Here is a 24,772-nt window from a genome sequence, read left to right as displayed (position 1 = left end):
CCTTGCGTCGGGCTTTTTCTTACACATGAATCCGAATCGTCTTCCGCCGCTCTAGCCTGCCAATACAGGCAGATGTTGAAACATGTACTTAAACATCGCCTATCTCCTCCCTCTACAGGGGTAATTGCCGAATACAGTGCACAACCGTACACTGCGCCACCTTTTGTCCCCATAGGCCGTGTCGATGCTTTTTCTGTTGCGTATGTTGTTGATGGGTCTGCATTTTATGATCGCTGGCGTGCTGGGCGTACTGATCGGTATCTGCCGGCCGTTCAACCCGGACAATAGCCGTCTATGTGCTCGCCTCTACGCGCTGCCGGCCATGTGGCTGCTGGGCCTGAAGGTGAACGCCGATGTGGACTCGCTGCGCAACAAACCCGGCACCTGCGTGATCATCGCCAACCACCAGTCCAACTACGACCTGTTTGTATTGGGCACCGTGGTACCCCAGCGCACCGTGTGTATCGCCAAGAAGAGCCTGAAATGGGTGCCGCTGTTCGGCCAGCTGTTCTGGCTGGCGGGCAATGTGCTGATCGACCGCGGCAATGCGCACAAGGCACGCCGCGCGATGCTGACCACAACCCGAACCTTGCAACATGAAGACACGTCGATCTGGGTGTTTCCGGAGGGCACACGCAACCTGGGCAAAGGCTTGCTGCCATTCAAGAAAGGCGCGTTCCATATGGCGATTGCCGCCGGCGTGCCCATCGTGCAGGTATGCGTCAGTAACTACGTCACTCATATGCGGCTCAATCACTGGAACAGCGGTGATGTGCTCATACGCTCTCTGCCGCCGATTCCTACGGTCGGACTGACCTCGGATGACATCCCTCAGTTAATGCAGGCCTGTCAGGCGCAGATGGATGAGTGCATCAAGGCGATGGACCTTGAACTGAAAACCGCCGGGGCATCGCGCACTCTGTAGGTGCGAGCAGGGTCGCGAGAAACCTGAGAGCGCCGCTTCAAGTCGGACGGTCCGCGTCTTCGTTGACGATCTTCGCCGGCAAGCTGCTCCTACTTTCGTCAGCAACAAATGAACGCCATTCAGGCTAAGCTGCCCAACATCTGTCCTCCTAATACGAAGTGATCAGCACCATGGGTAGAGTTGTTGCGGCCGCCGTTTACAGCGCCGGAAAGAAAGTTACGGATATCACCCTCGACGAAGGCGCGGCCTGGGCCGCCAAACCCGGCCATTTTGTATGGATCGGCCTGGAAGAACCCAGCGCCCTGGAACTGTCCAACCTGCAACGTCAGTTCAACCTGCATGAACTGGCCATCGAAGACGCCCTGGAAAAACACAGCCGACCAAAGCTGGAAACCTTCGGTGACGCGCTGTTTATCGTCACCTACTCACCGGTGCGCGATAACGGCAAGCTGGAGTTTATCGAGACCCATATTTTTGCCGGTACCGGTTACATCATCACGGCGCGCAATGGTCATTCGGCGTCCTACGGCTTTGTACGCCAGCGCTGTGAGGCGCGCCCGCTGTTACTGGAGCATGGGGAAGATTTCGTACTCTATGCGCTGCTGGATTTCGTCACCGGAAACTATCAACCCGTCAGCGAGGCAATCCACGCCGAGATCGATGAACTGGAGCGCAACGTGCTGTGCAGTTCGCTGAGCGAGCGTGATATCCAGAACCTCCACGGCCTGCGCCGTGACGTGCTGCGACTCAAGCGGTATGTGGCGCCGATGGTGGAGATCAGCCAGGAGCTGCAGAAACTGAGCTTCCCGTTCATCGACAAGAACATGCGCCCGTATTTCCGTGACGTGCAGATCCACGTAACACGGCAGATGGAAGACCTCACCACCCTGCGCGATATCGCCAGCCAGACCATCGAGATCGGTGTGTTACTGGAAGCGTCGCGCCAGAGCGTGGTGCAGCGCAAGTTCGCCGCGTGGGCGGCGATCCTGGCATTCCCCACCGCGGTGGCGGGGATCTATGGGATGAACTTCCAGAACATGCCCGAGCTGCAATGGCACTACGGCTATTTTGCGGTGCTCGGGTTTATTGCCACGGGATGCACGGGCTTGTGGGCCAGCTTCAAGCGCTCGGGATGGCTTTAACCTTCGCGTCGGGCTTGTGGGCCACAAAGCGCATCATCCATTCCGCCACGGTGACGCCGTGGTGGTCTCGCTCCAGGCTTGCCACACCATTGGTGTAGACCTTTTCGCCGAGAGTCGTCTGAAGAATCTCCAGCAACTCGCGGGAATAATCGTGGATAAACTCCGGATGGCCCTGGAAGCACAGCACCTGGTCGCCGATGTGGTACGCGGCGAACGGGCAAAATTCGCTGGAGGCGATGACCGTGGCATTGTCCGGCAAGGTCGTCACCTGGTCCTGGTGGCTGATCAGTAGCGTCAACTCTGGGACTTCAGGACTCATCCACGGCGCCTTGGCATCGAGTTTGTAGTCGTGGATGCCCATGCCCCAACCCTGGCCGGCGCGTTCGGTCTTGCCGCCCAGCAGCAACGCCAGCAATTGATGACCGAAGCAGATGCCCAGCAACTTGTCGCCGCGTTCATAGCGTTTGAGCAGGTAAGTCTTGAGGGTCTGTATCCACGGGTCGGTACCGAAGGAGTCGGCCTTGCTGCCGGTCACCAGGTACGCATCGAACGCTTCATCATCCGACGGGTATTCACCCTGTACCACGTTGTACACGACAAACTCGGCGGGAATCGGCTGCTTGGCGAACAGGCGCTTGAACATCTGCCCGTACCCTTGGTATTGATCGATCAAGCCTGGACGCAGGATATCGGTTTCCAGGATACAGACGCGTAGCGACATAAAAAATACCTGACACGGTGATGGGAATATTGAACGCCCCAGAGCGTGCCTTGAAATACCCCCACAACGCAAGCCCTTGGCATGCGCCCCTTGCTCACGCAGAACGTTGACGAAAACGCGACATCCTTGTCGCTTGTTCGTTTTTCGCGAGCTCGCGCCTACAGAGGGGAGTTAGAACATTGCTCCTTGTGCAGCCTTCTCCAGCAGTAACGCCGGAGGGGTGAATCGGTCTCCATATTGCTCGGCCAGGTAGCGGGCGCGGGCGATAAAATCCTTGAGCCCGTACTGGTTGATGAACTGCAACGCACCGCCGCTCCAGGCCGCAAAGCCGATCCCGAAGATCGAGCCCACGTTGGCGTCCGCCGTGGACATCAACACACCCTCCTCCACACAGCGCACGGTTTCGATGGCCTGGATAAACAGCAAACGGTCGCGTACATCCTGTGGCGAAATCCGCTGGTCCGGTTGCTCGAAGCGGCTTTTCAATTCCGGCCACAAATACTTCTGCCCACCCGCAGGGTACTCATAGAAACCGCCCCCAGCGGCCTTGCCCGTGCGTTGGTATTCATTCACCAACAGGTCGATCACCGCGGTTGCCGGATGAGTCGGCACGGCTTTACCTTCGGCCAGCAGATCCTTGGCCGTCTGCTGTCGGATATGGCTCATAAGGCTGAGAGACACTTCGTCAGACACCGCCAACGGCCCCACCGGCATACCGGCCTTGCGCGCTTCGGTCTCAATCATTGGCGCGGCCACGCCTTCGCCGAGCATGGCAATGCCTTCGTTGGTGAAAGTGCCGAACACCCGCGAGGTAAAGAAGCCACGACTGTCGTTGACCACGATCGGGGTTTTGTTGATCTGCAGGACGAAGTCAAAACCTCGGGCCAGGGTTTCGTCTGAAGTGCAGGCGCCCTTGATGATTTCCACCAAGGGCATTTTGTCCACCGGGCTGAAGAAGTGCAGGCCGATAAACTTGCCTTGATCGCGCACTGCGGTCGCCAGCCCACTGATGGGCAAGGTGGAGGTGTTGGAGGCGATCACTGCGTCGGCGCCGACCACGCGTTGCGCGGCGGCAGAGACCTTGGCCTTGAGTTCGCGGTCTTCGAACACCGCTTCGATGATCAGGTCGCAGCCGGCCAGATCGGCGTCATCCTGTGTAGGATGAATACGCGCCAGGGTCTTTTCCCGCTGCTCGGCGGTCAATTGCCCACGACTGACCTTCTTATCCAACAGCGCAACCGAATGCGCCTTGCCCTTCTCGGCTGCCACCAGGTTGATGTCCTTGAGCACCACGTCGATGCCCGCACAAGCACTCACATACGCAATCCCCGCGCCCATCATCCCGGCGCCGAGCACGCCGACTTTGCGCGTCACGTAAGGCGCAAAACCCTGTGGCCGCGAGCTGCCGGCGTTGATTTGATTGAGCTGGAACCAGAAGGTGCCGATCATGTTTTTCGCCACCTGCCCGGTGACCAGCTCAGTGAAGTAGCGGGTTTCGATCAGGTGCGCGGTGTCGAAATCCACTTGGGCGCCTTCCACGGCGGCACAGAGGATTTTTTCCGGAGCCGGGAAACAGCCGTTGGTTTTGCTGCGCAATATCGACGGCGCAATGGCGAGCATCTGCGCGACTTTCGGGTTCGACGGTGTGCCACCGGGGATCTGGTAAGCCTTGTTGTCCCAAGGCTGCTTGGCCTGCGGGTTGGCAACAATCCAGGCTCGGGATTTGGCCAGCAACTCGGCAAGATCCGCTGCCAGCTCATTGATCAAACCGGCTTGCAGCGCCTGTTGCGGGCGGATTTTTTTGCCTTCGAGCAAATACGGCAAAGCCTTTTCCAGACCGAGCAGGCGCACCATGCGCACCACTCCGCCTCCGCCCGGCAGCAGCCCCAGGGTGACTTCCGGTAAACCCAGTTGCACCGATTTGTCGTCCAGCGCGACACGGTAATGGCACGCCAGGCAAATCTCCCAGCCGCCACCCAGCGCGGCGCCATTGATCGCGGCCACCACCGGTTTGCCGAGGGTTTCCAGACGGCGCAGCTGCGCCTTCAGCACCCGCACACTGTCGTAGAAATCCTTGGCATGGGCCTTGTCGACTTTAATCAGTTCATTGAGGTCGCCGCCGGCAAAAAACGTCTTCTTCGCCGAGGTGATGATCACCCCGGCGATGCTGTCTTTTTCCGCCTCCAGGCGCGCAACGATGGCCGCCATGGCCTCGCGGTATGCGGCGTTCATGGTGTTGGCGCTCTGGCCGGGCATGTCGAGGGTCAGTACCACGATCTGGTCCTGGCCTTTTTCGTAACGAATGGCGTCGGTCATGACAAACTCCTTGGGCTCAGAGGCGTTCGATGATGGTGGCGATGCCCATGCCACCGCCGACACACAGGGTGGCCAGGCCATAGCGCTGCTGGCGCGCCTCCAGTTCGTCGAGCAGGGTGCCGAGGATCGCGCAGCCGGTGGCGCCCAACGGGTGGCCCATGGCGATGGAGCCGCCGTTGACATTGACCCGTGCGGCGTCAATGCCCATGTCCTTGATGAACTTGAGCACCACCGAGGCAAAGGCTTCATTGACCTCGAACAGGTCGATGTCTTCCACGCGCAAACCGGCCTTGGCCAGCGCCTTGCGCGTAGCGGGCGCGGGGCCTGTAAGCATGATGGTCGGATCGGTGCCGGTCACCGCCGTGGCGACGATGCGTGCCCGCGGCTGCAAGCCCAGCTCGCGCCCCTTGGCCTCGGAACCGATCAACATCAACGCGGCGCCATCGACGATGCCGGAGCTGTTACCCGGCGTGTGCACATGCTGGATACGCTCCACATGGCTGTAGACCCGCAACGCGGTGGCGTCGAAGCCCATCTGGCCGATCATTTCAAAGCTCGGCTTGAGCGTGCCCAGGCCTTCGAGGGTGGAGTCGGCGCGGATAAATTCATCATGGTCCAGCAGCACGATGCCGTTCTGGTCCTGCACCGCGATCAGCGACTTGTTGAAGGAACCGTCCGCGCGAGCCCTGGCCGCTTTCTGCTGGGACTGTAGGGCAAATCTATCGACATCCTCGCGAGTAAAGCCCTCGAGGGTGGCAATCAGGTCCGCGCCGATGCCCTGGGGCGTGAAGTGGCTGTGCATGTTGGTTTGCGGGTCGAGCACCCAGGCACCGCCATCGCTGCCCATGGGCACGCGAGACATGGACTCGACGCCGCCGACCACCACCAGGTCTTCGAAGCCTGAGCGCACTTTCATCGCGCCGAGGTTGACCGCTTCCAGGCCCGAGGCACAGAAGCGGTTGAGCTGGACGCCGGCGACGCTGACGTCCCAATCCGCCACCAGCGCAGCGGTCTTGGCAATGTCGGCGCCCTGGTCGCCCACGGGGGTGACGCAGCCGAGGACGATGTCATCCACCTGATGGGTGTCGAGGTCGTTGCGTTGCGCCAGGGCTGTGAGTAAACCGGCCACCAGGTTTACCGGCTTGACGCTGTACAGGGCGCCGTCGGGCTTGCCTCTGCCACGGGGCGTGCGTATCGCATCAAAGATCAAAGCTTGGGTCATGACGTCCTCGAACCATTGCGCAGTAGTGCCCTTACCTTAGGCCCGAATGACACGGTTTCAATGACGGATGCGCTCATTGCTTTTGACCGCCACGCTCGGACGAACGGTAGGTTCAGTGAGCAATCAATGGATTAATCGTTTTAGCGGTCTAGCCAAGGCATTGGCGCCAAGATGGCGATAGGCCTCATGCCGTTTTAAGCTTAAATTTTGATTAGTTGATACGAAATGGATCTAAGCCACGAAGAACGAGGGCTCTAAGGTTCAATCAGTAAGAAGTTGCTGCCGGGTTTTGCTGGAGCATCTGTAAGAAAAGCGACACGTCATATCGGCATAGTAGATTTTACCGGCACGTATTTGACGCTCAGGAATAACAACAAAAGGCAGTCAGCCATGTTCAAACACTCGAAACTCCGCCAGGCGGGACTCATTCTTTTCGCCACCACACTGATTCTGATCCTCCCCAATCTAACCAAGATTATCGGGTGAGCCTTTACCCCCACCTTCCGTGCCTACACAGCATCAGGGCTGCAGGTTTTGGTAGCACCTGCCGGGACATTGCCCATAGCGGTCCCGCAGGGGCTGCCTTTTTTACCCGCAGATTTCCGGTATCGTGAGCCCCATCGCCACTTCGCACCGGGCCTCTCTCTTGAAATCGATCTTCGCCCTTTTTGCCCTGCTCATCAGCCTGCCCGCAGCGGCGGCGCAGTTGACCATCGAACTCGACCACGCCAGCAAGACCTGGCAGACCGCCGACTTGCTCAAGCACCCCGACGTGCAGACGGTGCAGATTGTTAATGACGTTTCCTACAAACGCACCATGACCTATCGCGCAGTGCCGTTGGCAGCGCTCCTACCCGGTCTTACACCGGAAAATCATCTGCAAGCGGTTGCCCTCGATGGGTTTGCCGCCGAACTGACGGCCTCGCCCTTGCTGGAAAAAAGCGGCGCCCGCGCCTGGCTGGCGGTGGAAGACCCGGCCCACCCATGGCCCGCGCTGGCAGACGGCAAGCCGAGTGCCGGGCCGTTCTACCTGGTGTGGACCGACCCGCAAGCCGGGCATATCAGCCCTGAGCAGTGGCCGTTCCAGATCTCGGGGATCAAGCAGTTGAAGACGGTGGCCGAGCGTTTCCCGGCGCTCTTGCCGGACCCGACGCTGGCGGCGAATGACCCGATCAACCAGGGTTTTGCGTTATTCCAGAAGAATTGCCTGGCCTGCCACCGCCTCAATGGCGCCGGCGACGCACAGGTGGGGCCGGACCTGAATATTCCCTACAGCCCCACCGAGTATTTCGGCAGCGATTTCCTCAAGCGTTATATCCGCGACCCACAGAGCCTGCGGCACTGGCCCCAGGCGAAGATGCCGGCGTTCGCCGCCAGTGTGTTGCCTGACAGCGAGCTGGCGTTGTTGGTGGAGTATCTGAAGCACATGGCCGGGCGCAAACAACAACCTTAACCCCCGTAGGCGCGAGCTTGCTCGCGAAAAACCTCAGAACCCCACAGGGGTATCAGTTACCCCGCGTTGTCAGTCAACTACTGCTGCGGCGCCACAAACACCTTGGCATGCATCTGCTCATGCCCGCCGCCCCGGCGCATGCCACGCACCGGACAGGCGTCGAGGTAGTCCAGGCCCACGGCCAGTTTCAAATGCCGTTCCGGCCGGGCCAGTTGGTTGGTGACGTCAAAGCTGTACCAGGCGTTGTCCAGCCAGGCTTCCGCCCAGGCGTGGCTGGCCAGGTGGGTGCTGTCTTCGGTGTACAAATACCCCGACACATACCGAGCAGGAATCCCCAGGCTGCGCGCGCAGGCCAGGAACGCATGGGTGTGGTCCTGGCACACGCCCGCGCGCCCTGCGAAGGCTTGGGCGGCACTGGTGTCGACTTCGGTGGCGCCCGGCGTGTAGACCATCGACTGGTGGAGGGCGTGCATCAGGTCGATCAACGCGGTGCGGTCGCGACGCTGGTGGCAATGCTGTTCGGCAAAGGCACGCAAGGCCTCGTCAGGTTCGGTCAGGCGCGTGCAGCGCAGGAATGGAAAGGCCGACTGGCTCTCGTGTTCCGCTTCGCGCAATTCGTCGATATCCACTTGGCCGCGGGCACCGATGATGATGGCGTCGTGGGGCTCATCGAGGGTCAGCACATGCAGGATGTTACCGAACGGGTCCACCTGCGCGCGCACCGGGCGTGGCAAGTCCAGTTGCCAACTGAGCACGTGCTGGCGCTCGCTGTCATGGGGCGTGAGGCGCAGGTACTGGATGCTGTTGCGCACCTGGTCTTCGTAGCGGTAGGTGGTTTCGTGGCTGATGGAGAGTCTCATGCCGCCTCCAGGTAGGAACTGTAGATGGCGTCGCCCAACTGGCGAACCAAGGGGATAAAGTCGGTCAGCCAGGCGTGCAGGCCTTCCTCGAGGATTTCATCGATGGCGGTAAAGCGCAGGCGCGCGTCCATCTCGGCGGCCAGGCGTTGTGCCGGTCGGCCATTGAGGCCTGGCAGGCTGGCGAGGATCTGGTCGATCTCTTCACTGCAGGCCCGCAGCGAGCGCGGTACGTCGGCGCGCAACAGCAACAGCTCGGCGACTTGCCGGGCGCCGGGGGCGTCGCGGTAAATCTCGGTGTAGGCCTCGAACGAGGACAGCGCACGCAGCAGGGCGCTCCACTGATAATAGGCGTGAGCCGTGCCATCGGTGACGGCTTCGGCCTGGTCGCCGGCCATTTCATAGCGCGCGTCCAGCAGGCGCAGGGTGTTGTCGGCACGCTCGATAAAGGTGCCCAGCCGAATGAAGCGGAAGGCGTCATTACGCATGATGGTGCCGTAGGTCGCCCCTCGGAACAGGTGCGAACGCTCCTTGACCCACTCGCAGAAGCGGCTCATGCCATAGCGACTCAGCCCCTGCTGGGCGATGTCACGAATATCCAGCCACGTGGCGTTGATGTTTTCCCACATGTCCGCGGTGATTCGCCCTCGCACCGCATGGGCGCTGGCCCGCGCGGAGCCGAGGCAGCTGTAGATGCTGGCCGGGTTGGCCGCGTCCAGCGCGAAGAAGTGCAGCAGCCGTTCGGCGTGCAATTCGCCGTGGCGTTCGCGGTAGTCATCCAGCGTGCCGGTGATCAACAGCGGCATGGCCAATTCATGCAGGCCGTCGCCGCGCCCATCCTGGGGCATCAGCGACAGCGAATAGCTGACATCAAGCATGCGCGCGAGGTTTTCCGCGCGTTCCAGGTAGCGCGACATCCAGTACAAATCCGAGGCAGTTCTACTCAACATGGCATCAGTCCTCAACCACCCAGGTGTCTTTAGTGCCGCCACCCTGGGACGAATTGACCACCAGCGACCCTTCACGCAGCGCCACGCGGGTCAAACCGCCGGGCACTACGCGGGTTTCCTTGCCAGACAACACGAACGGGCGCAGGTCGATATGGCGTGGTGCAATGCCGTTTTCGACGAAGGTCGGGCAGGTGGACAAACACAGGGTGGGCTGTGCGATATAAGCGTGGGGCTTGGCCTTGATCCGGGCGCGAAAAGCTTCGATTTCCGCCGCCGTGGAGGCCGGCCCGACCAACATGCCGTAGCCACCGGAGCCCTGGGTTTCCTTGACCACCAGGTCCGGCAGGTTGGCCAGTACGTGGGACAGTTCGTCGGGCTTACGGCATTGGAAAGTCGGAACGTTCTGCAGGATGGGGTCTTCATCCAGGTAAAAACGAATCATCTCGGGGACGAAGGGATACACCGACTTGTCATCCGCCACCCCGGTGCCTATCGCATTGGCCAATACCACATTGCCCGAGCGATAGGCCGCGAGCAGGCCGGGCACGCCGAGCATGGAGTCCGGGTTGAATGCCAGCGGATCGAGGAACGCATCGTCGAGGCGACGGTAGATCACGTCCACGGCTTTGGGGCCGTCGGTGGTACGCATGAACACGTGGTCGTCACGCACGAACAAATCGGCGCCTTCTACCAGTTCGACGCCCATTTCCCTGGCAAGAAAAGCATGTTCAAAGAATGCACTGTTGAAGCGCCCAGGGGTCAGCACCACTACGCTGGGGTTATCCAGGGGGCTGGCGCTTTTCAGGGTGTCGAGCAACAGGTTGGGGTAATGGTCGATGGGCGCAATGCGCTGGGCAGCGAACAGCTCCGGGAACAGGCGCATCATCATCTTGCGGTCTTCGAGCATGTAGCTGACGCCGCTCGGTGTACGCAGGTTGTCCTCCAGCACGTAGTAAGTGCCGTCACCATCGCGTACGAGGTCGACCCCGGAGATGTGCGAATACAGATCACGGTGCAGGTTCAGCCCCTGCATCGCCAGTTGGTACTGCTCATTGGCCAGGACCTGTTCGGCGGGGATGATCCCGGCCTTGATGATGCGTTGTTCGTGGTACAGGTCGGCGAGGAACATATTCAGCGCCTTGACCCGTTGGATGCAGCCGCGCTCGACCATCCGCCATTCGCTCGCGGGAATACTGCGCGGGATCGTGTCAAAAGGGATCAGCCGCTCAGTGCCTTGCTCGTCCCCGTAAAGGGTGAAGGTGATCCCGGCGCGGTGGAACAGCAAATCGGCTTCGCGTCGGCGCTGAGCCAGCAGTTCAGCAGGGGTGTCAGCCAACCAGCGGGCGAACTCACGGTAGTGAGGGCGAACGTGCCCTGCCCCGTCGTACATTTCATCGTAATAAGTGCGGATCATGCCGAACTCCTTGTCACCCGGACGCAAGAACCATCGCAAGGCCCGTGCCAGCGGCATAAACACTTAAAAATCAGCGGGTTGAATAACTCAAGAGATTTGAACGCACCGTCCTGGTGCGCAGAATGCCCAGTGTATCGCCGCACGCCTCATCGCAATGCAGGCTTCGACTATCAACAGCATAGTCACAGTTGATTTCACTGCCTGGCCCAGCCTGCGGATAATCGCCACCTTCTGCTGAACAGGATGTGTCCTACAGCGTCAACCATTGCGCAATCGGTACCGTGACAGCTCGTGTATCGACCGGCTCCTCCGGTCTTCCCTTTCAGCCACCCTGCGCGGGTGGCTTTTTTTTGGTGCTGGAAAAGGCTGCACAAGTTCCAGAAATTTTCAGACATCCCAAACAAAATCGGCTGACCCATAGGCCAGCCGATACGCTGTGTTTCTCATACCGCTACATGGGCAAGCCACGCACCTCCTGCTTGACGCCCCATCCCTCGATAATCCCGCCCAAGGGCTCGACCACCGCCTCAAAGTCCTGCTCGAAGTCTCCTATACCGTCGTAGGTCGCAAACATGATTTTGCTCAGTTCCAAGTACCAGGCGCCATCGTCGCGCGCGCTGACCTGGGCATTCAGGGACTCCCCACGAAATCGACCCGCAGCCCTGCGCGCCCGTTCCTCATCCGGGAAAATGGCGTAGAACTCGATGGGGTGAAACCGTGAAAAGTCGAAGCCGCCTTCTTTCATGCGGCGCAGAACGTTGGTGCTGATGTCTTCTTGATAGGCTGTGCTCATGAAACGTCCTCCTCAAACTGATGGATAGACTTTCCGTGCTTCCCGAAGCCCGCGCCCTACTGGCGCGGGTACTGCGGCAATAACATCACCGATGGAAAACAAGCATGTAGCTGACAAGACCAGACCTTAGCGATTCATTCGCTGATCTCACTTGCAGAGTAGCGCGAAGCTATCACCTCCACCAGAGGCGCTTGGAACGCATACAGGGAATGTTCAGGCGGCGGGGGAAATGTCGAGGATTTGAATACTGTTCTGCTCTTTGAGGATCTTGACCGTAGGCTCTGGCTGGCGGCCCTCAAGGTCATTGAGGTCGAGTTCGGCAGCCACGGGCAGCAGTTTGTTGCGAATCATGTGCGCAGCATCTTCCAGGCTGGGCTTCTGCTCGCAGGCGAACTGCTCGACAGACTTCACGCCATGATCGTCAACGAAGGTAATTTGCCACGTTTGCATTGGTGCCTCCTCGATAAAGCCCATGTGTGGGCTTACACGTATCTGGACCTTGAGGGTTCGCCAAACGTTCCACCCAAGGCTGGAGGCACCTGATCAAATGCACTTACTTTTCAGCTTGTTCCTTGAGGGCTTTCAAGGTGTTGAACGGGGCGTCCACCACGAACTTGTTGGCCAACCACGAAGGCACGCTGCCGCCGGGCTCGGTGTGCACCTGGTAGGTGACTTCGGTCTGGTTGTCACCCTTGGGGACCAGTTTCCAGAAACCGTCGACCTGCGCCACCCGCACGTAGCCTTTAACTTCCGGCTGATAGGTTGGCACTTCCAGGAGCTTGCGGGTCACAGTTCCGTCGGCGGCCTTGGACGTGGTGATTTCCAGGATGGAATCACGGTCAGTCACTGGGAATGGTGCCTTGAACTGGGTGTAGGTCCAGCTCTTGTCACCTTGCGCCTTGAGCAGCTTTTGCGACTTGCACTCGTGAATCCAGGAGCAGGCTCCGACTGCGTCTTCCTGCAGGGCCTGGATCTTGGCGATTGGCGCCTTGATCACCGTCACACCGCGATAAGCTTTGTACTTGGAGCCGGCAATTTCGCTCAGCGAAATCTTGATACCGTCTTCATCCTTGGCGACTTGCCAATCCTCAGCCTGGGCAGTGGCAGCAAATAACACCGTAAAACCGCACAACACAGCCATTCGTTTCAGCGAACCCATTGTTGTATTCCTTATTGTTGAAGTTCCGATAGTAAAGCCCATCAAGCCGCCGTCATCTGCTCCCACCAGCCGATCAAGCGGATGGCATCGGCCTGGTCGATGCCGCAGACATCGATATCCGCCTTGAAATCACTGCACACCGCCGGTCGTTCCGGCTGGCCGAACAACAGGCATAGCTGTTCGACAGACAGGTGCAGACAGCGTTCGCCCGCCGGTTTGCCATGGGGCATTCCCGGGAGAGGTGAACTGATGGAGGGGGCGATGCAGCAAGCGCCACAACCTTCACGGCATTTCATGACCAGTAGATCCTCGACGACTCAATGTAGATGGCCGGGCTTAGATTACGCCCTTAAACAGCCGTTTTAAAATGGTCTAACAGGGCTTTTCCGCACAAAAAAAAGGTGACTGACCAGTCTGCGACAGATGGTCGAAGGCACGCGTCACGTTTGCGGGAAGGTTTACTGCTTGAACTCGAATTCCAACGCGGCGCCTTCCACATCCCGGCGTTCTTCGTTGCGCAGTTGCAGCTTCATTTCATTGCTGAGCAAGCGACCGTTGATCTGGAAGGCGCTGTTGTCGGTGGGTTTCTCGCCAAACATGGGTGGCAGCAGCGGCACGCTCTTGGGTTTGGGCACGGTGCCCAGTGGCTGCAAGTGCCTGACCATGTCCGAAGGCAATGACAGGTCCAACTGTGCAGGTGGCAATTGGGTTTGCGCCACTTCACGGGCCGACTTGGATTTGCTCGCGACCGACGCACGTTTCTTCACCGTGGCGGCTTTTTTCTTGGCGGCGGGGGCCGTTTTGGCCGGTGCCGGCTTTTTCGCAGAGGTCTTTTGTTGGGCATTGACAGCGGGCTCGGCCTCGGTCACCGATGCCGCCGCCAGCACTGTGCCAACGTTACACAGGCTTAACAGGCCAATCACGAAAACAGCACGAACAATAGAGGTCATATCGCCAACAGCATTAACGGCAGAGGGCCATATGCTCGCCTGTTGTGTGCAGCATGACAAGCGCGGTGATCAGCCAACCAGGCGAGTTGTGCCTTTTCAGGGCCTCAAAGGCCCGCCGCCGTCTCCTGACATAACTGGCTGGCAAGCATCCCCAGAGTCATCAGCGCCCGCTCTGCTTCGCGGTTCCACGGCGTTCCGCAATTAAGGCGAATGCAGTGATTGAACTGCTCGGTGTTACTGAAAATCAGCCCCGGTGCAATGCTGATGCCCTGTTGCAGGGCACGCACGTGCAGTTCCTGAGTATTGACCCGCCCCGGCAAACTGACCCACAGGATAAAGCCGCCGGTCGGACGGGTCATCTGGGTACCTTCCGGGAAGTACTGCTGCACGGCCAGTTGGAAGGCACTGAGGTTCTTGCGGTATTCCTGGCGGATGTAGCGCAAGTGCCGGTCGTAACCGCCATTCTCCAGGTACGCCGCAACGCCCATCTGGGTGACACTGCATGCCGAATGCGTACTGAACATCTGCAAACGCTGGATTTCCTGCTGGTACTTGCCGGCGATCATCCAGCCAATGCGCACGCCCGGCGACAAGGTCTTGGAAAAGCTCGAGCAATAAATGACCCGATCCAGGCGGTCATAGGCCTTGAGGGCCTTGGTGCGGCCCACTTCAAACATCAGTTCGCCGTAGATATCGTCTTCGACGATCTGGATATCGAAATCCGAGGCCAGACGCAGCAAGTGCTTCTGTCGCTCCTCCGGCATGGTGCCGCCCAAAGGATTGCTCAAACGCGTCGTCAGCACCAGGGCCTTGATCGACCATTGGTTGGCCGCCAGTTGCAGGGCTTCCAGGCTCATGCCGGTGGAGGGGTCGCTGGGGATCTCGATGACCTTCAGGCCCAGCAAATCGGCCAACTGCAGCAAGCCGTAATAAGTCGGTGATTCAGCCGCGATCAAGTCGCCTGGCCGCGTCAGCACGCGCAGCGACATTTGCAACGCATCCACGCAACCATGGGTGATCACCACTTCGGAAGGGTCCACCACCACACCCGCATCGCGCATGCGAATCGCCACCTGGCGGCGCAGCGGCTCGAAACCCGGGCTGAACATGTAGCTGAACGCGCGCGGGCTCTGAAACCGCGTGACCTTGGCCAACTGCTGGTGCAGCGCGCGGACCGGCAGATAGTCGACACTCGGCACGGCGGCGCCCAACGGGAACACCCCTTCACGGCGCGACTCGCCCAATACCTGCTGAATGATGCTGCTGCGGGTAACCAACCCCGGACGCTCGACCCGCGCGATATCCGGCGTCGGCGCGGTCAGCGCTGGCGTCTGGTGCACGTAGTAGCCGGACTGCGGTCGCGCCCTGATCAGCCCCTGGTCTTCCAGGTTCGCGTAGGCCTGCAATACCGTGGCGTGACTGACGTTGAGCTGGGAGCTCATTTTGCGCACCGAAGGCACGCGCTCGCCCGGTTGATAGACACCGCGTCGGATATCCTCAGCCAGTTGCTGGGCGATACGTTGGTAAAGCAACAGATTGGTCATGACGCAGCACTCGATTTCACGGGTATTTTATTTTTGTGTGAAACATACCGGCACAGTTTAGAAGTGTACGGGGACAGTTGCCACAATAGTCGAGCACGGGCGGCAGTGATAGCAAAAACTGTAAGGGTGATAAACAGAATTCCAGGCAACAAAAACCCGGGATAAACCCGGGTTGATGGGACAAACCTGGCTTAGCGGGCAGCGCCCAATTGGCCCTTTTCGTCAGAAAAAACAATTTCTACCCGACGGTTCTGCGCGCGTCCGCGTTCGGAGGCATTGGCTTCCACCGGGTACTGGTCACCGTAGCCCTCGACCTGGATGCGTTTTTCGTCGATCCCAAGGTCGACCAGCACATCGGCCACCGACTGCGCTCGATCACGCGACAACTGGAGGTTTTCCTGCTCACCACCGGTGCTGTCGGTGTATCCCTCGATACGCACCACACGCTTGGGGTTCAGTTGCAGGAACTGCACGATTTTCAGCACGGTACGATTGGCCGAGTTTTTCAGTTCGGCTTCGCCGGTGTCGAACAGCACGTCGCCCAGGGTCATCACCAGGCCACGATCGGTCTGGGTCGTCGCCAGGCTGGCGATCTGTTCTTCAAGCCATTTGCCTTGCTGCTGCACGCTGATCAACTTGCTTTCACGCAAGGCCAATTGCAGGCGCTGGCGCTCCAGTTCGAGCTTGGTGCCGCGCTCTTCATTGAGCGCCTGTTCGGTGTGCTCGCGGGCGATGGCACTGTAGCGCTGGCTCAGGTAAGCGTAATGCACCACGTCCGCACCGCTGCCCCAGTAGCTGGACAGACGGTCGGCGCGGGCCAGGGATTCACCGGCGCGAATCACGTCCTTGGGCGCGATACGCAGCACATTCGCGTCTTCCTTGACCTTCTGGAAATCACTGCCGGCCTGTTGCAGGGCCTGCTCGCTGTTGGGATGAGTGGCGCAACCGCCCAATACCGCGCTACCCAGCAGCAATACACAGCCCAGTCCACGGATCAGCGGGCTCATTGGGCGTCCCCCAACTGCAATTGCTTGCGCAACCGCGTGATGCGGGTGTTGAGCACGTTCAGTTGCTCGTGGCTTTTGCGCGTCAGCACTTTGGCTTCGGCCAGACGGGCATCCAGCTCAGCCTGTTCAGCCTGCATGCGCGCGTCTTTGTAGGATTGGTCGGCCATGTCGGCCTTGGCTTGGGTGAATTTGTCTTCAGCCAGTTTCAACTCGGGCGAGTCATCCGCGCTCGCCCCCACGGCGCTGGCTTGTTCCAGGGCTTGCTGAGTGAGGCGTATTTGTTCATTCGGCGCAGGATCGGCTGCACATCCCGCCAGAGCGACAACGGCGAGGGCCGCGAAAAAAGGTCGAAGAGTCACTGAAAATCCCTACTTTGTTGGGGTGCCGACGGGCTGTTGCAATTGCGCTTTCCAACGCTCGAGATTGCGCTGCAGCGCAGCTTGCGTCACACCGGACCCGGGCAATTCTGTCATCTTTTTGGCGAGCTGTCCGCGCAACCACGGATCATTGCAGGCCGAGTTGTGGGAGATCGCCAGGTAGAGGCCGGGCTGATCGATGGGGACTTCGCGCGCGACAAGGTCGGTGCTCATGCCCAATGTCTGAGCCATGGCCATGCCGGAATAACGTCCGGCCAGCACGTAATCCACTTCCCCAAGCAGCAGTTTCTGGAACGCCGGAGTCAAGGTGGGAAAGCGTTGCAGCGTCAGTTGCTGACCGGCGAAGGTTTCGAAAGCCCGGCTCAAGCGTGCGCGCTCCGACACTGCGCCTCTATAGCCATACAGGTCAGCTGCGGTGGTGTAGGCCAGCGCTGAGTCCTTGCGGGTCCATACCAGATAATCGGTCTGCACCAGCGCCGGATGAATGTAATCGAGGGTTTCCAGCTCGCCGATGTTCAGCGGGGCATCGGCGAGGATGTCCATGCGGCCACTGCGGACTTCATCCAGGGCCAGGGCGCGTGTGCCGCCGTAGAGCAGGTCGATTTTCACACCGAGGTCCTTGGCCACCTGTTGCAACACATCGGCAGTCGCGCCGATCAGGTGGGTGGGGTCCTGGGGATCGCGCCAGAGCAAGGGCGGTGCGTCCGGACTGCCGGTGATCACCAGGCGATCACATTTGCCGGCGGCCAACGACAAGGTCGGCAGCAGCACAGTGAAGCCCAACAGTAAGGTCCAGGGACGCAGTTCCATGGCGAGGTTCTCCGATGTTCAAAAAAGACAGGCAAAAAAAACCCGGTCACAGGACCGGGCTCTTTATAAGTGAAGCGACTGGATTAGACCAGCTTCGAAAGCTCGGGTACGGCTTCGAACAAATCCGCCACCAGCCCGTAATCGGCCACTTGGAAGATCGGTGCTTCTTCGTCCTTGTTGATCGCCACGATCACTTTGGAGTCTTTCATACCCGCCAAGTGCTGGATCGCGCCGGAGATACCGACGGCGATGTACAGCTGCGGCGCAACGATCTTGCCGGTCTGGCCGACCTGCATGTCGTTGGGCACGAAGCCTGCGTCGACGGCTGCGCGGGACGCGCCGACCGCCGCGCCCAGCTTGTCGGCCAGCTCGTACAGGTGCTTGAAGTTGTCACCGTTCTGCATGCCACGCCCGCCGGACACGACGATCTTGGCAGCGGTCAACTCAGGACGATCCGACTTGGCCAGCTCTTCGCCGACGAAGCTGGAAATGCCTGCATCGTGGGCTACGGAGACGGCTTCAACGGCAGCCGAACCACCTTCAGCAGCAACCGGGTCGAAACCGGTGGCACGCACAGTGATGACCTTGACCGCAGCGCTCGATTGCACGGTGGCAATGGCGTTACCGGCGTAGATCGGGCGCTTGAAGGTGTCGGCGCTTTCGACCGAGATGATCTCGGAGATCTGGTCAACGTCCAGTTGCGCGGCAACGCGCGGCAGGATGTTTTTGCCGTTGGAGGTGGCGGCAGCCAGGATGTGGCTGTAGCCAGCACCGAGTTCGGCAACCAGAGGGGCAACGTTTTCCGGCAGTTGGTGAGCGTAAGCGGCGTTGTCGGCCAGCAGTACTTTGCTCACGCCGGCGACTTTCGCTGCGGCTTCAGCCACGGCGCCAGCGCCTTGACCTGCAACCAGCACGTGAATGTCGCCACCGATTTTCACAGCGGCAGCCACGGTGTTCAGGGTGGCCGGAGCCAGTACCTTGTTGTCGTGTTCTGCGATTACCAAGATAGTCATGATTCGGCTCCCCAATTCAAAGCACCTTCGCTTCGTTTTTCAGTTTCTCGACCAGTTCAGCCACCGACTTGACCTTGATGCCCGCGCTGCGTGCAGCCGGCGCTTCGACTTTCACGGTCTTGTTGGTAGAGGCGGTGGAAACGCCCAAAGCGTCTGGAGTCAGCACTTCGAGAGGCTTCTTCTTGGCCTTCATGATGTTTGGTAGGGACGCATAGCGCGGCTCGTTCAAACGCAGGTCGGTGGTGACGATGGCCGGCAGTTTCAACGAAACCGTCTGCGCGCCGCCGTCGATTTCGCGGGTCACGGCTACGTTGTCGCCGCTCACTTCGACTTTCGAGGCGAAGGTGCCCTGGCCGTAACCGGTCAGTGCAGCCAGCATCTGGCCAGTCTGGTTGTTGTCGCTGTCGATGGCTTGTTTGCCAAGGATCACCAGCGATGGCTGTTCCTTGTCGACCACGGCTTTGAGCAGCTTGGCCACGGCCAGGGAAGTCAGGTCTTCGGCGGACTCGACCAGGATGGCGCGGTCGGCGCCCAGTGCCAGGGCGGTACGCAGTTGCTCCTGGGCCGTGGTCGGGCCGATGGAAACCACGACGATTTCAGTCGCCACGCCTTTCTCTTTCAGGCGTACGGCTTCTTCCACGGCGATTTCGCAGAAAGGGTTCATCGACATCTTGACGTTAGCGAGGTCGACGCCGGAATTGTCCGCCTTGACGCGAACTTTCACGTTGTAATCGACAACGCGTTTGACAGCTACAAGAACCTTCATGGATTCCTCGTTACTCTCCGGTGAAAAGAAAGTCGCCTAGGCGAACCTGGCGGTTGATGCTCATCGGCACACAAGGGCACCTCCAAAAACGTCGGCAAATGACACAGCGCTGGGGAAGTGCGACCGTTCGTCAGTGGTGACTGACAGGTCATTCTTTCTCGCAGCGTGTAAACTGCGCGCCATCATTGGCACGCGTGTTACCGTTTTGCCTTTGCCCTGCTTTTGGACGTGCTCTTGAAACCTGCTGTCTGCCTACGGTTAGCGCAAAACCGCCCGTATCTTGACCGGAACACCTATTCTGGTCAATACGGCAAAATGGCCAGTCATAAGCCGCGTCGCTTTGATTTACCTAGCCTGCGGGCAATTCAAACAAACGTTTGTATTGGACGCTGACAGTGGTCTATATATAATGCGCCACCTAGAGAGAACGGTGGGTCATCCCTGCCCAGTGAACGCAGCGATGACGGTTACGACCCCAACCTCCACCCATTAGAAAAAAAGCCTGTTGAGCCTTGAGTAGGAGATAGCCTGTGGAACGCGAATACATGGAATTCGACGTGGTCATCGTCGGCGCTGGCCCGGCGGGCCTGTCCGCCGCCTGCCGATTGAAGCAGAAGGCCGCCGAAGCCGGTAAGGAAATCAGCGTCTGCGTGGTCGAGAAAGGCTCCGAAGTCGGCGCACACATTCTTTCCGGTGCCGTGTTCGAACCCCGTGCCCTGAACGAACTGTTCCCGGACTGGAAATCACTCGGCGCCCCGCTCAACACGCCCGTGGTGCGCGATGACATCTATGTCTTGCGCAGCGCCGACACCTCGACCAAGGTGCCTGACTTCTTTGTGCCCAAGACCATGCACAACGAAGGCAACTACATCATCTCCCTGGGCAATCTGTGCCGCTGGCTGGCCCAGCAGGCCGAGAACCTGGGTGTGGAAGTCTACCCAGGCTTCGCCGCCCAGGAAGCGCTGTTCGACGAGAACGGCGTGGTCCGCGGCATCATCACCGGCGACCTCGGCGTCGACCGCGAAGGCCATCCAAAAGAAGGCGTCTACACCCCAGGCATGGAACTGCGTGGCAAATACACGCTGTTCGCCGAAGGCTGCCGTGGCCACATCGGCAAACAACTGATCCAGCGCTTCAACCTGGACAGCGACGCCGACGCCCAGCACTACGGCATCGGCCTGAAGGAAATCTGGGAAATCGACCCGGCCAAGCACAAGCCAGGCCTGGTGGTCCACACCGCCGGTTGGCCGCTGGACATCATGAGCAACGAGAACACCGGTGGCTCCTTCCTTTATCACCTGGAAAACAACCAAGTGGTCGTGGGCCTGATCGTCGACCTGTCCTACAGCAACACCTTCCTGTCGCCCTTCGATGAGTTCCAGCGCCTCAAGCACCACCCCGTGCTGGCCCAGTACCTCGAAGGCGGCAAGCGCATCAGCTACGGCGCCCGTGCCATCTGCAAAGGCGGCCTGAACTCGCTGCCGAAGATGGTCTTCAAAGGTGGCGCACTGATCGGTTGCGACCTCGGCACCCTGAACTTCGCCAAGATCAAGGGCAGCCACACCGCGATGAAGTCCGGCATGCTCGCCGCCGACGCCGTGGCCGACCGCCTGTTCGCCGAGTCCGAAGGCGGTGATGAACTGACCGCTTACGTCGACAGCTTCAAGTCCAGCTGGCTCTATGAAGAACTGTTTGCCAGCCGCAACTTCGGCCCGGCGATGCACAAGTTCGGCCCGATCATCGGTGCCGGCTTCAACTGGTTCGACCAGAACATCATGGGCGGCAAAATGCCGTTCACCCTGCACGACACCAAGCCGGACTACGCCTGCCTCAAGCTGGCCAAGGACTGCCAGAAGATCGACTACCCCAAGCCCGACGGCAAGCTGAGCTTCGACAAGCTGAGCTCGGTGTTCATCTCCGGCACCAACCACGAAGAAGAACAGCCGTGCCACTTGAAGCTCAAGGACCCGAGCATCCCGATCGGCACCAACCTGCCGCTCTACGATGAACCGGCGCAACGCTACTGCCCGGCCGGCGTGTATGAAGTGATCACCAAAGAAGACGGTGAGAAGCGCTTCCAGATCAACGCCCAGAACTGCGTGCACTGCAAGACCTGTGACATCAAGGACCCTTCGCAGAACATCACCTGGGTCACGCCGGAAGGTGCGGGTGGGCCGACTTACCCGAATATGTAAGATGGCTTGAGCATAGAGGCTCCCAAATCGGGAGCCTTTTTTATGTGGGCGGGGGCCCTCCCACACTTGAATGTATTCACACATCAAAATGTGGGCGGGGGCTTGCTCCCGATAGCAGTGGAACAGTCAGCACATCTATAGCTGAACCACCGTCATCGGGAGCAAGCCCCCTCTCACATTCTTAATCCCGTTGAACCAGGGAGAATCAGGCTGCACGCTCTTCGCCCGGATTACGCTCGAAGTAGCGCTTGTATTCGCGGCTGAACTGCGACGTACTCTGATAGCCCACGCTGTGCGCCGCCTGCGCCACGCCCATGCCTTCGACCAGCAACAACTGCTGAGCCTTCAATAACCGCAAGCGCTTGAGGTACTGCACCGGCGACAACAAGGTGCAGCGCTTGAAGTGCTCATGAAAAGTCGACGCACTCATATGCGCGTAACCGGCCAACGTCTCGATATTCAGCGGCTCGGCGTAATGGGCATGCAGGTGATTCAACGAGGTGGCGATCCGCGAGAATTGCCCCTGCTGTTCCACCAGTGCGCGCAGCACATCGGCCTGGGGGCCGCGCAATGCGGTGAACAATAATTCGCGCACCCGCGCCGGGCCCATGATCCGGCTTTCCAGCGGATCGTGTAGGCACTGCAACAGCCGCTCGACACACCCGCGCATGGCGTCGTCAAGCACCACCGAACTCATCGACTCCAGGGTTTGTGCCGTCGGCGGCGGCCCGGCCTGCATGCCCATAGCCATCACCAACTCCCCCAGCACCACTCGATCAATGCCCACGGTCACCCCGAGCAACGGCGCGCCGGGCGCCATGGCGAAGGTCTCGCACTCAAATGGCACCGGCATGGCCTGGATCAGATAATGCCCGGCGCCGTACTCCAGGGTACGCGGGCCCAGGTACGCGACCTTGCTGCCCTGGGCCACGAACATCAGGCTCGGCTCATAGATCTGCGGCCCGCGCGCCACGTCGCAACTGGCGCGCAGCACCTGCACGCCGGGCAGGTGGGTCGGGGAGAAACCGTCGCGAGGTGTCAGCTTCTCAATAAAGGAAACCAGCGTGGCGTTGGCGTCGAGATGGCGGGTCAACAACATGGCAAAAAACTTCGCTGATAGGGGATGCAAACATCATCGCAGGTCTGACCGCCGATAGATCCAAACCAGGGGCACTCCCGGACGAATAGGCATGAGACTCGGAGCAATCGCCATGGCCGCATCAGGGGACGGCACGCAGAATGGCCCGCCTCACTTGTCACTGCTTTTGCGAGGTTGTCCATGTATACCGCCATCGGTTATGCCGCCCAGTCGGCCACCACTCCCCTCGCCCCCATGTCGTTTGAACGCCGCAGCCCGCGCGCCGATGACGTGGCGATCGAGATCCTCTACTGCGGCGTCTGCCATTCCGACATCCACCAGGCGCGCAACGAATGGGGCATTGCCGTGTACCCGCTGATGCCGGGCCACGAGATCGTCGGCAGAGTCACCGCCGTCGGCGCCAGTGTCAGCGCGCACAAAGTCGGCGACCTGGTCGGCGTGGGCTGCATGGTCGATTCGTGCCGCCATTGCGAAGCGTGTCAATCGGACCTGGAGCAATACTGCCTCGAAGGCCCGACCATGACCTACGCCACCCCGGACCGTGTGGACGGCAGCAACACCATGGGCGGCTATTCCGACAGCATCGTGGTCAGCGAGCACTTCGTGGTGAAGATCCCGGCCAAGCTCGACCTGGCCAGCGCCGCGCCGATTCTCTGTGCAGGCGTCACCACCTACTCACCGCTCAAGCACTATGGCGTCAAGGCCGGCGACAAGGTCGGGATTCTCGGCATGGGCGGCCTGGGCCATATGGGCATCAAGTTCGCCAAGGCCATGGGCGCGCAAGTGACCCTGTTCACGCGCTCCGCGAGCAAGGCTGAAGAAGGCCGTCGCCAGGGCGCCGATCATGTGATCGTGTCCACCGATGCCGAGCAGATGAAAGCCGCTGCCGGGCACTTCGACTTCCTGCTGGACACCATTCCGGTGCAGCACGACCTCAACCCCTACCTCGACGTGCTGCGCTTTGACGGCGTGCATATTCTGGTCGGTCTGGTCGAGCCGGTGGACCCGCCGGTGAACGCGGCCAAGCTGATACTGGGCCGTAAAATGCTGGCCGGCTCCTTGATCGGTGGCATTGCCGAAACCCAGGAAGTCCTGGATTTCTGCGCCGAGCATGGCATTACCTGCGACATCGAAATGCTCGACATCCGCCAGATCAACGAAGCCTACACCCGCATGATCGCCGGCGATGTGAAGTACCGCTTTGTCATCGACATGGCGACCTTGAAAGCCTGATCAGGCCTTCGCGCCCAACTCCGCCGACAGCCGCGCTGCGACCTGTTTGATCACAGGGATCAGCTCGGCCATCTTCTCCAGCGGCATATAGGGCACGGTACTGGCGATGCTGATGCCGGCGACGATTCGCCGGCTGGCATCGCGCACGGGTGCCGCCACGCAACGGATCGACGGTTCGTTGTCTTCCAGATCGAATGCATACCCCCCCACCACGTATTCACGCATGCGCTGCTCGAACTGTGCCCAGGATTGTTCCGGGTGGTGCGGCCACTGCAAGCTCTTGCCGCCGACCGGCAAACTGGTCTCGTACAGACGCTGCCACTCCTGCACCGTGTCATCCAGCAACATCGCCTTGCCAACGCCGGTACGCGCCAACGGCATGCGATGGCCGACCCGCGAGCGCATTTCCGGGCCGTTGCGTCCGGGGTTCTTGTGCAGGTAAAGCACGTCGTCGTCTTCGCGAATGGCCAGGTGGATGGTGTCGCCGGTCAGTGCCGACAACTCGTCCAGGTACGGTATGGCCAGGGTCACCAGCGGCAGCTCTTCACGCGCCTGGAACCCCAACTCAATCAACTTCGGCCCGAGCAGGTAACCGACTTGCGGCACCACACGCAGGTAGCGTTCATCCACCAGGCAACTGGCCAGGCGATGCGTGGTGCTGCGGGTGGTGCCGATGCGCCGGGCGATCTCTTTCAGATCCCGAGCACCGGCCGCCACCGCTTGCACCACGCCCAAGCCACGCAGCAAGGTCTGGGTGCCGGTGGGCGCGGCGTCTTTGACGGGGGTGTGGGCGTTTTCCTGCATATCGGGCCTATTGGGAAGTACG

At 60.1% G+C, this 24,772-nt stretch carries 24 protein-coding genes; 5 read left to right on the top strand and 19 right to left on the bottom strand.

The features are described 5' to 3' along the window. The first annotated feature begins 184 nt into the window (after window positions 1-184). Window positions 185-925, top strand: coding sequence for a lysophospholipid acyltransferase family protein (locus ACLH0J_RS11795; RefSeq protein ID WP_411392102.1), 741 nt, complete (start codon window positions 185-187; stop codon window positions 923-925). 170 nt (window positions 926-1,095) lie between these two features. Continuing rightward, on the top strand, window positions 1,096-2,067 hold the full coding sequence (locus tag ACLH0J_RS11790; protein ID WP_411392101.1) for a magnesium and cobalt transport protein CorA: 972 nt from the start codon (window positions 1,096-1,098) through the stop codon (window positions 2,065-2,067). On the opposite strand, the gene ACLH0J_RS11785 is transcribed toward ACLH0J_RS11790, so the two are convergent. The 3 genes from ACLH0J_RS11785 to ACLH0J_RS11775 form a co-directional block, all read right to left on the bottom strand. Then, on the bottom strand, window positions 2,045-2,788 hold the full coding sequence (locus ACLH0J_RS11785; RefSeq protein WP_411392100.1) for an amidotransferase: 744 nt from the start codon (window positions 2,786-2,788) through the stop codon (window positions 2,045-2,047). The two genes, ACLH0J_RS11790 and ACLH0J_RS11785, sit on opposite strands and share 23 nt — an antisense overlap. 171 nt (window positions 2,789-2,959) lie before the next feature. Further along, window positions 2,960-5,104: a 3-hydroxyacyl-CoA dehydrogenase NAD-binding domain-containing protein gene (locus ACLH0J_RS11780; RefSeq protein ID WP_411392099.1), complete on the bottom strand. Its 2,145-nt coding sequence runs from the start codon at window positions 5,102-5,104 to the stop codon at window positions 2,960-2,962. A gap of 16 nt (window positions 5,105-5,120) precedes the next feature. Continuing rightward, complete coding sequence (locus ACLH0J_RS11775; RefSeq protein WP_411392098.1) at window positions 5,121-6,326, bottom strand: acetyl-CoA C-acetyltransferase; 1,206 nt, start codon at window positions 6,324-6,326, stop codon at window positions 5,121-5,123. Between the two features lie 646 nt (window positions 6,327-6,972). Between ACLH0J_RS11775 and ACLH0J_RS11770 the strand changes: the two genes are divergently transcribed. Continuing rightward, complete coding sequence (locus ACLH0J_RS11770) at window positions 6,973-7,779, top strand: c-type cytochrome (protein WP_411392097.1); 807 nt, start codon at window positions 6,973-6,975, stop codon at window positions 7,777-7,779. Between the two features lie 77 nt (window positions 7,780-7,856). Here the strand turns inward: ACLH0J_RS11770 and ACLH0J_RS11765 are convergent, their stop codons facing one another. From ACLH0J_RS11765 to ACLH0J_RS11700, 14 genes are all read right to left on the bottom strand, one after another. Then, window positions 7,857-8,639: a transglutaminase N-terminal domain-containing protein gene (locus tag ACLH0J_RS11765; protein WP_010563771.1), complete on the bottom strand. Its 783-nt coding sequence runs from the start codon at window positions 8,637-8,639 to the stop codon at window positions 7,857-7,859. Further along, on the bottom strand, window positions 8,636-9,586 hold the full coding sequence (locus tag ACLH0J_RS11760; RefSeq protein WP_411392096.1) for an alpha-E domain-containing protein: 951 nt from the start codon (window positions 9,584-9,586) through the stop codon (window positions 8,636-8,638). Before ACLH0J_RS11760 ends, ACLH0J_RS11765 begins: the two co-directional genes overlap by 4 nt. Before the next feature lie 4 nt (window positions 9,587-9,590). Continuing rightward, on the bottom strand, window positions 9,591-11,000 hold the full coding sequence (locus tag ACLH0J_RS11755; protein WP_411392095.1) for a circularly permuted type 2 ATP-grasp protein: 1,410 nt from the start codon (window positions 10,998-11,000) through the stop codon (window positions 9,591-9,593). Between the two features lie 451 nt (window positions 11,001-11,451). Beyond that, window positions 11,452-11,793: a ribonuclease E inhibitor RraB gene (locus ACLH0J_RS11750; RefSeq protein WP_003193463.1), complete on the bottom strand. Its 342-nt coding sequence runs from the start codon at window positions 11,791-11,793 to the stop codon at window positions 11,452-11,454. Window positions 11,794-12,006: 213 nt separating this feature from the next. Continuing rightward, window positions 12,007-12,243, bottom strand: coding sequence for a hypothetical protein (locus ACLH0J_RS11745; RefSeq protein WP_411392094.1), 237 nt, complete (start codon window positions 12,241-12,243; stop codon window positions 12,007-12,009). Between the two features lie 103 nt (window positions 12,244-12,346). Next, the gene (locus ACLH0J_RS11740) at window positions 12,347-12,952 is read right to left on the bottom strand and encodes an START domain-containing protein (protein WP_411392093.1); all 606 of its coding nucleotides are present in this window, start codon (window positions 12,950-12,952) and stop codon (window positions 12,347-12,349) included. Between the two features lie 41 nt (window positions 12,953-12,993). Further along, the gene (locus ACLH0J_RS11735) at window positions 12,994-13,248 is read right to left on the bottom strand and encodes a YkgJ family cysteine cluster protein (protein WP_411392092.1); all 255 of its coding nucleotides are present in this window, start codon (window positions 13,246-13,248) and stop codon (window positions 12,994-12,996) included. 162 nt (window positions 13,249-13,410) lie between these two features. Then, window positions 13,411-13,902, bottom strand: a complete 492-nt coding sequence (locus ACLH0J_RS11730) for a translation initiation factor 2 (RefSeq protein ID WP_411392091.1) — start codon at window positions 13,900-13,902, stop codon at window positions 13,411-13,413. A 104-nt stretch (window positions 13,903-14,006) separates the two neighbouring features. Further along, window positions 14,007-15,446 (bottom strand): PLP-dependent aminotransferase family protein, encoded by a 1,440-nt coding sequence (locus ACLH0J_RS11725; RefSeq protein WP_010563764.1) that lies wholly within the window; start codon window positions 15,444-15,446, stop codon window positions 14,007-14,009. Window positions 15,447-15,637: 191 nt separating this feature from the next. Next, the gene (locus ACLH0J_RS11720) at window positions 15,638-16,453 is read right to left on the bottom strand and encodes an OmpA family protein (protein WP_411392090.1); all 816 of its coding nucleotides are present in this window, start codon (window positions 16,451-16,453) and stop codon (window positions 15,638-15,640) included. Further along, window positions 16,450-16,812 (bottom strand): DUF4398 domain-containing protein, encoded by a 363-nt coding sequence (locus tag ACLH0J_RS11715; protein WP_411392089.1) that lies wholly within the window; start codon window positions 16,810-16,812, stop codon window positions 16,450-16,452. The genes ACLH0J_RS11720 and ACLH0J_RS11715 overlap by 4 nt, the downstream gene beginning before the upstream one ends. 9 nt (window positions 16,813-16,821) lie before the next feature. After that, window positions 16,822-17,640, bottom strand: coding sequence for a substrate-binding periplasmic protein (locus ACLH0J_RS11710; RefSeq protein WP_411392088.1), 819 nt, complete (start codon window positions 17,638-17,640; stop codon window positions 16,822-16,824). An 83-nt stretch (window positions 17,641-17,723) separates the two neighbouring features. Then, entirely contained in the window at window positions 17,724-18,653 is a 930-nt protein-coding gene (locus ACLH0J_RS11705; RefSeq protein ID WP_411392087.1) for an electron transfer flavoprotein subunit alpha/FixB family protein, read from the bottom strand. 16 nt (window positions 18,654-18,669) lie between these two features. After that, window positions 18,670-19,419, bottom strand: a complete 750-nt coding sequence (locus ACLH0J_RS11700) for an electron transfer flavoprotein subunit beta/FixA family protein (RefSeq protein WP_411392086.1) — start codon at window positions 19,417-19,419, stop codon at window positions 18,670-18,672. Window positions 19,420-19,949: 530 nt separating this feature from the next. Here ACLH0J_RS11700 and ACLH0J_RS11695 point away from each other — a divergent pair. Continuing rightward, window positions 19,950-21,614 (top strand): electron transfer flavoprotein-ubiquinone oxidoreductase, encoded by a 1,665-nt coding sequence (locus ACLH0J_RS11695; RefSeq protein ID WP_411392085.1) that lies wholly within the window; start codon window positions 19,950-19,952, stop codon window positions 21,612-21,614. 205 nt (window positions 21,615-21,819) lie between these two features. Here ACLH0J_RS11695 and ACLH0J_RS11690 read toward each other — a convergent pair whose 3' ends face one another. Further along, window positions 21,820-22,713, bottom strand: a complete 894-nt coding sequence (locus ACLH0J_RS11690; RefSeq protein ID WP_411392084.1) for an AraC family transcriptional regulator N-terminal domain-containing protein — start codon at window positions 22,711-22,713, stop codon at window positions 21,820-21,822. A gap of 180 nt (window positions 22,714-22,893) precedes the next feature. Here ACLH0J_RS11690 and ACLH0J_RS11685 point away from each other — a divergent pair, with 180 nt between their 5' ends. Then, a complete protein-coding gene (locus ACLH0J_RS11685) occupies window positions 22,894-23,946 on the top strand; it encodes an NAD(P)-dependent alcohol dehydrogenase (RefSeq protein WP_411392083.1) in 1,053 nt (350 codons plus the stop codon). Here ACLH0J_RS11685 and ACLH0J_RS11680 read toward each other — a convergent pair whose 3' ends face one another. Next, on the bottom strand, window positions 23,947-24,750 hold the full coding sequence (locus tag ACLH0J_RS11680) for an IclR family transcriptional regulator (RefSeq protein ID WP_411392082.1): 804 nt from the start codon (window positions 24,748-24,750) through the stop codon (window positions 23,947-23,949). Window positions 24,751-24,772: the final 22 nt, after the last annotated feature.

The sequence above is a fragment of the Pseudomonas sp. MPB23 genome (assembly GCF_046605395.1).
GTDB lineage: Bacteria > Pseudomonadota > Gammaproteobacteria > Pseudomonadales > Pseudomonadaceae > Aquipseudomonas.
Note: the sequence above shows the minus strand (reverse complement) of the source record. Positions and strands in the feature narration are given on the sequence as shown.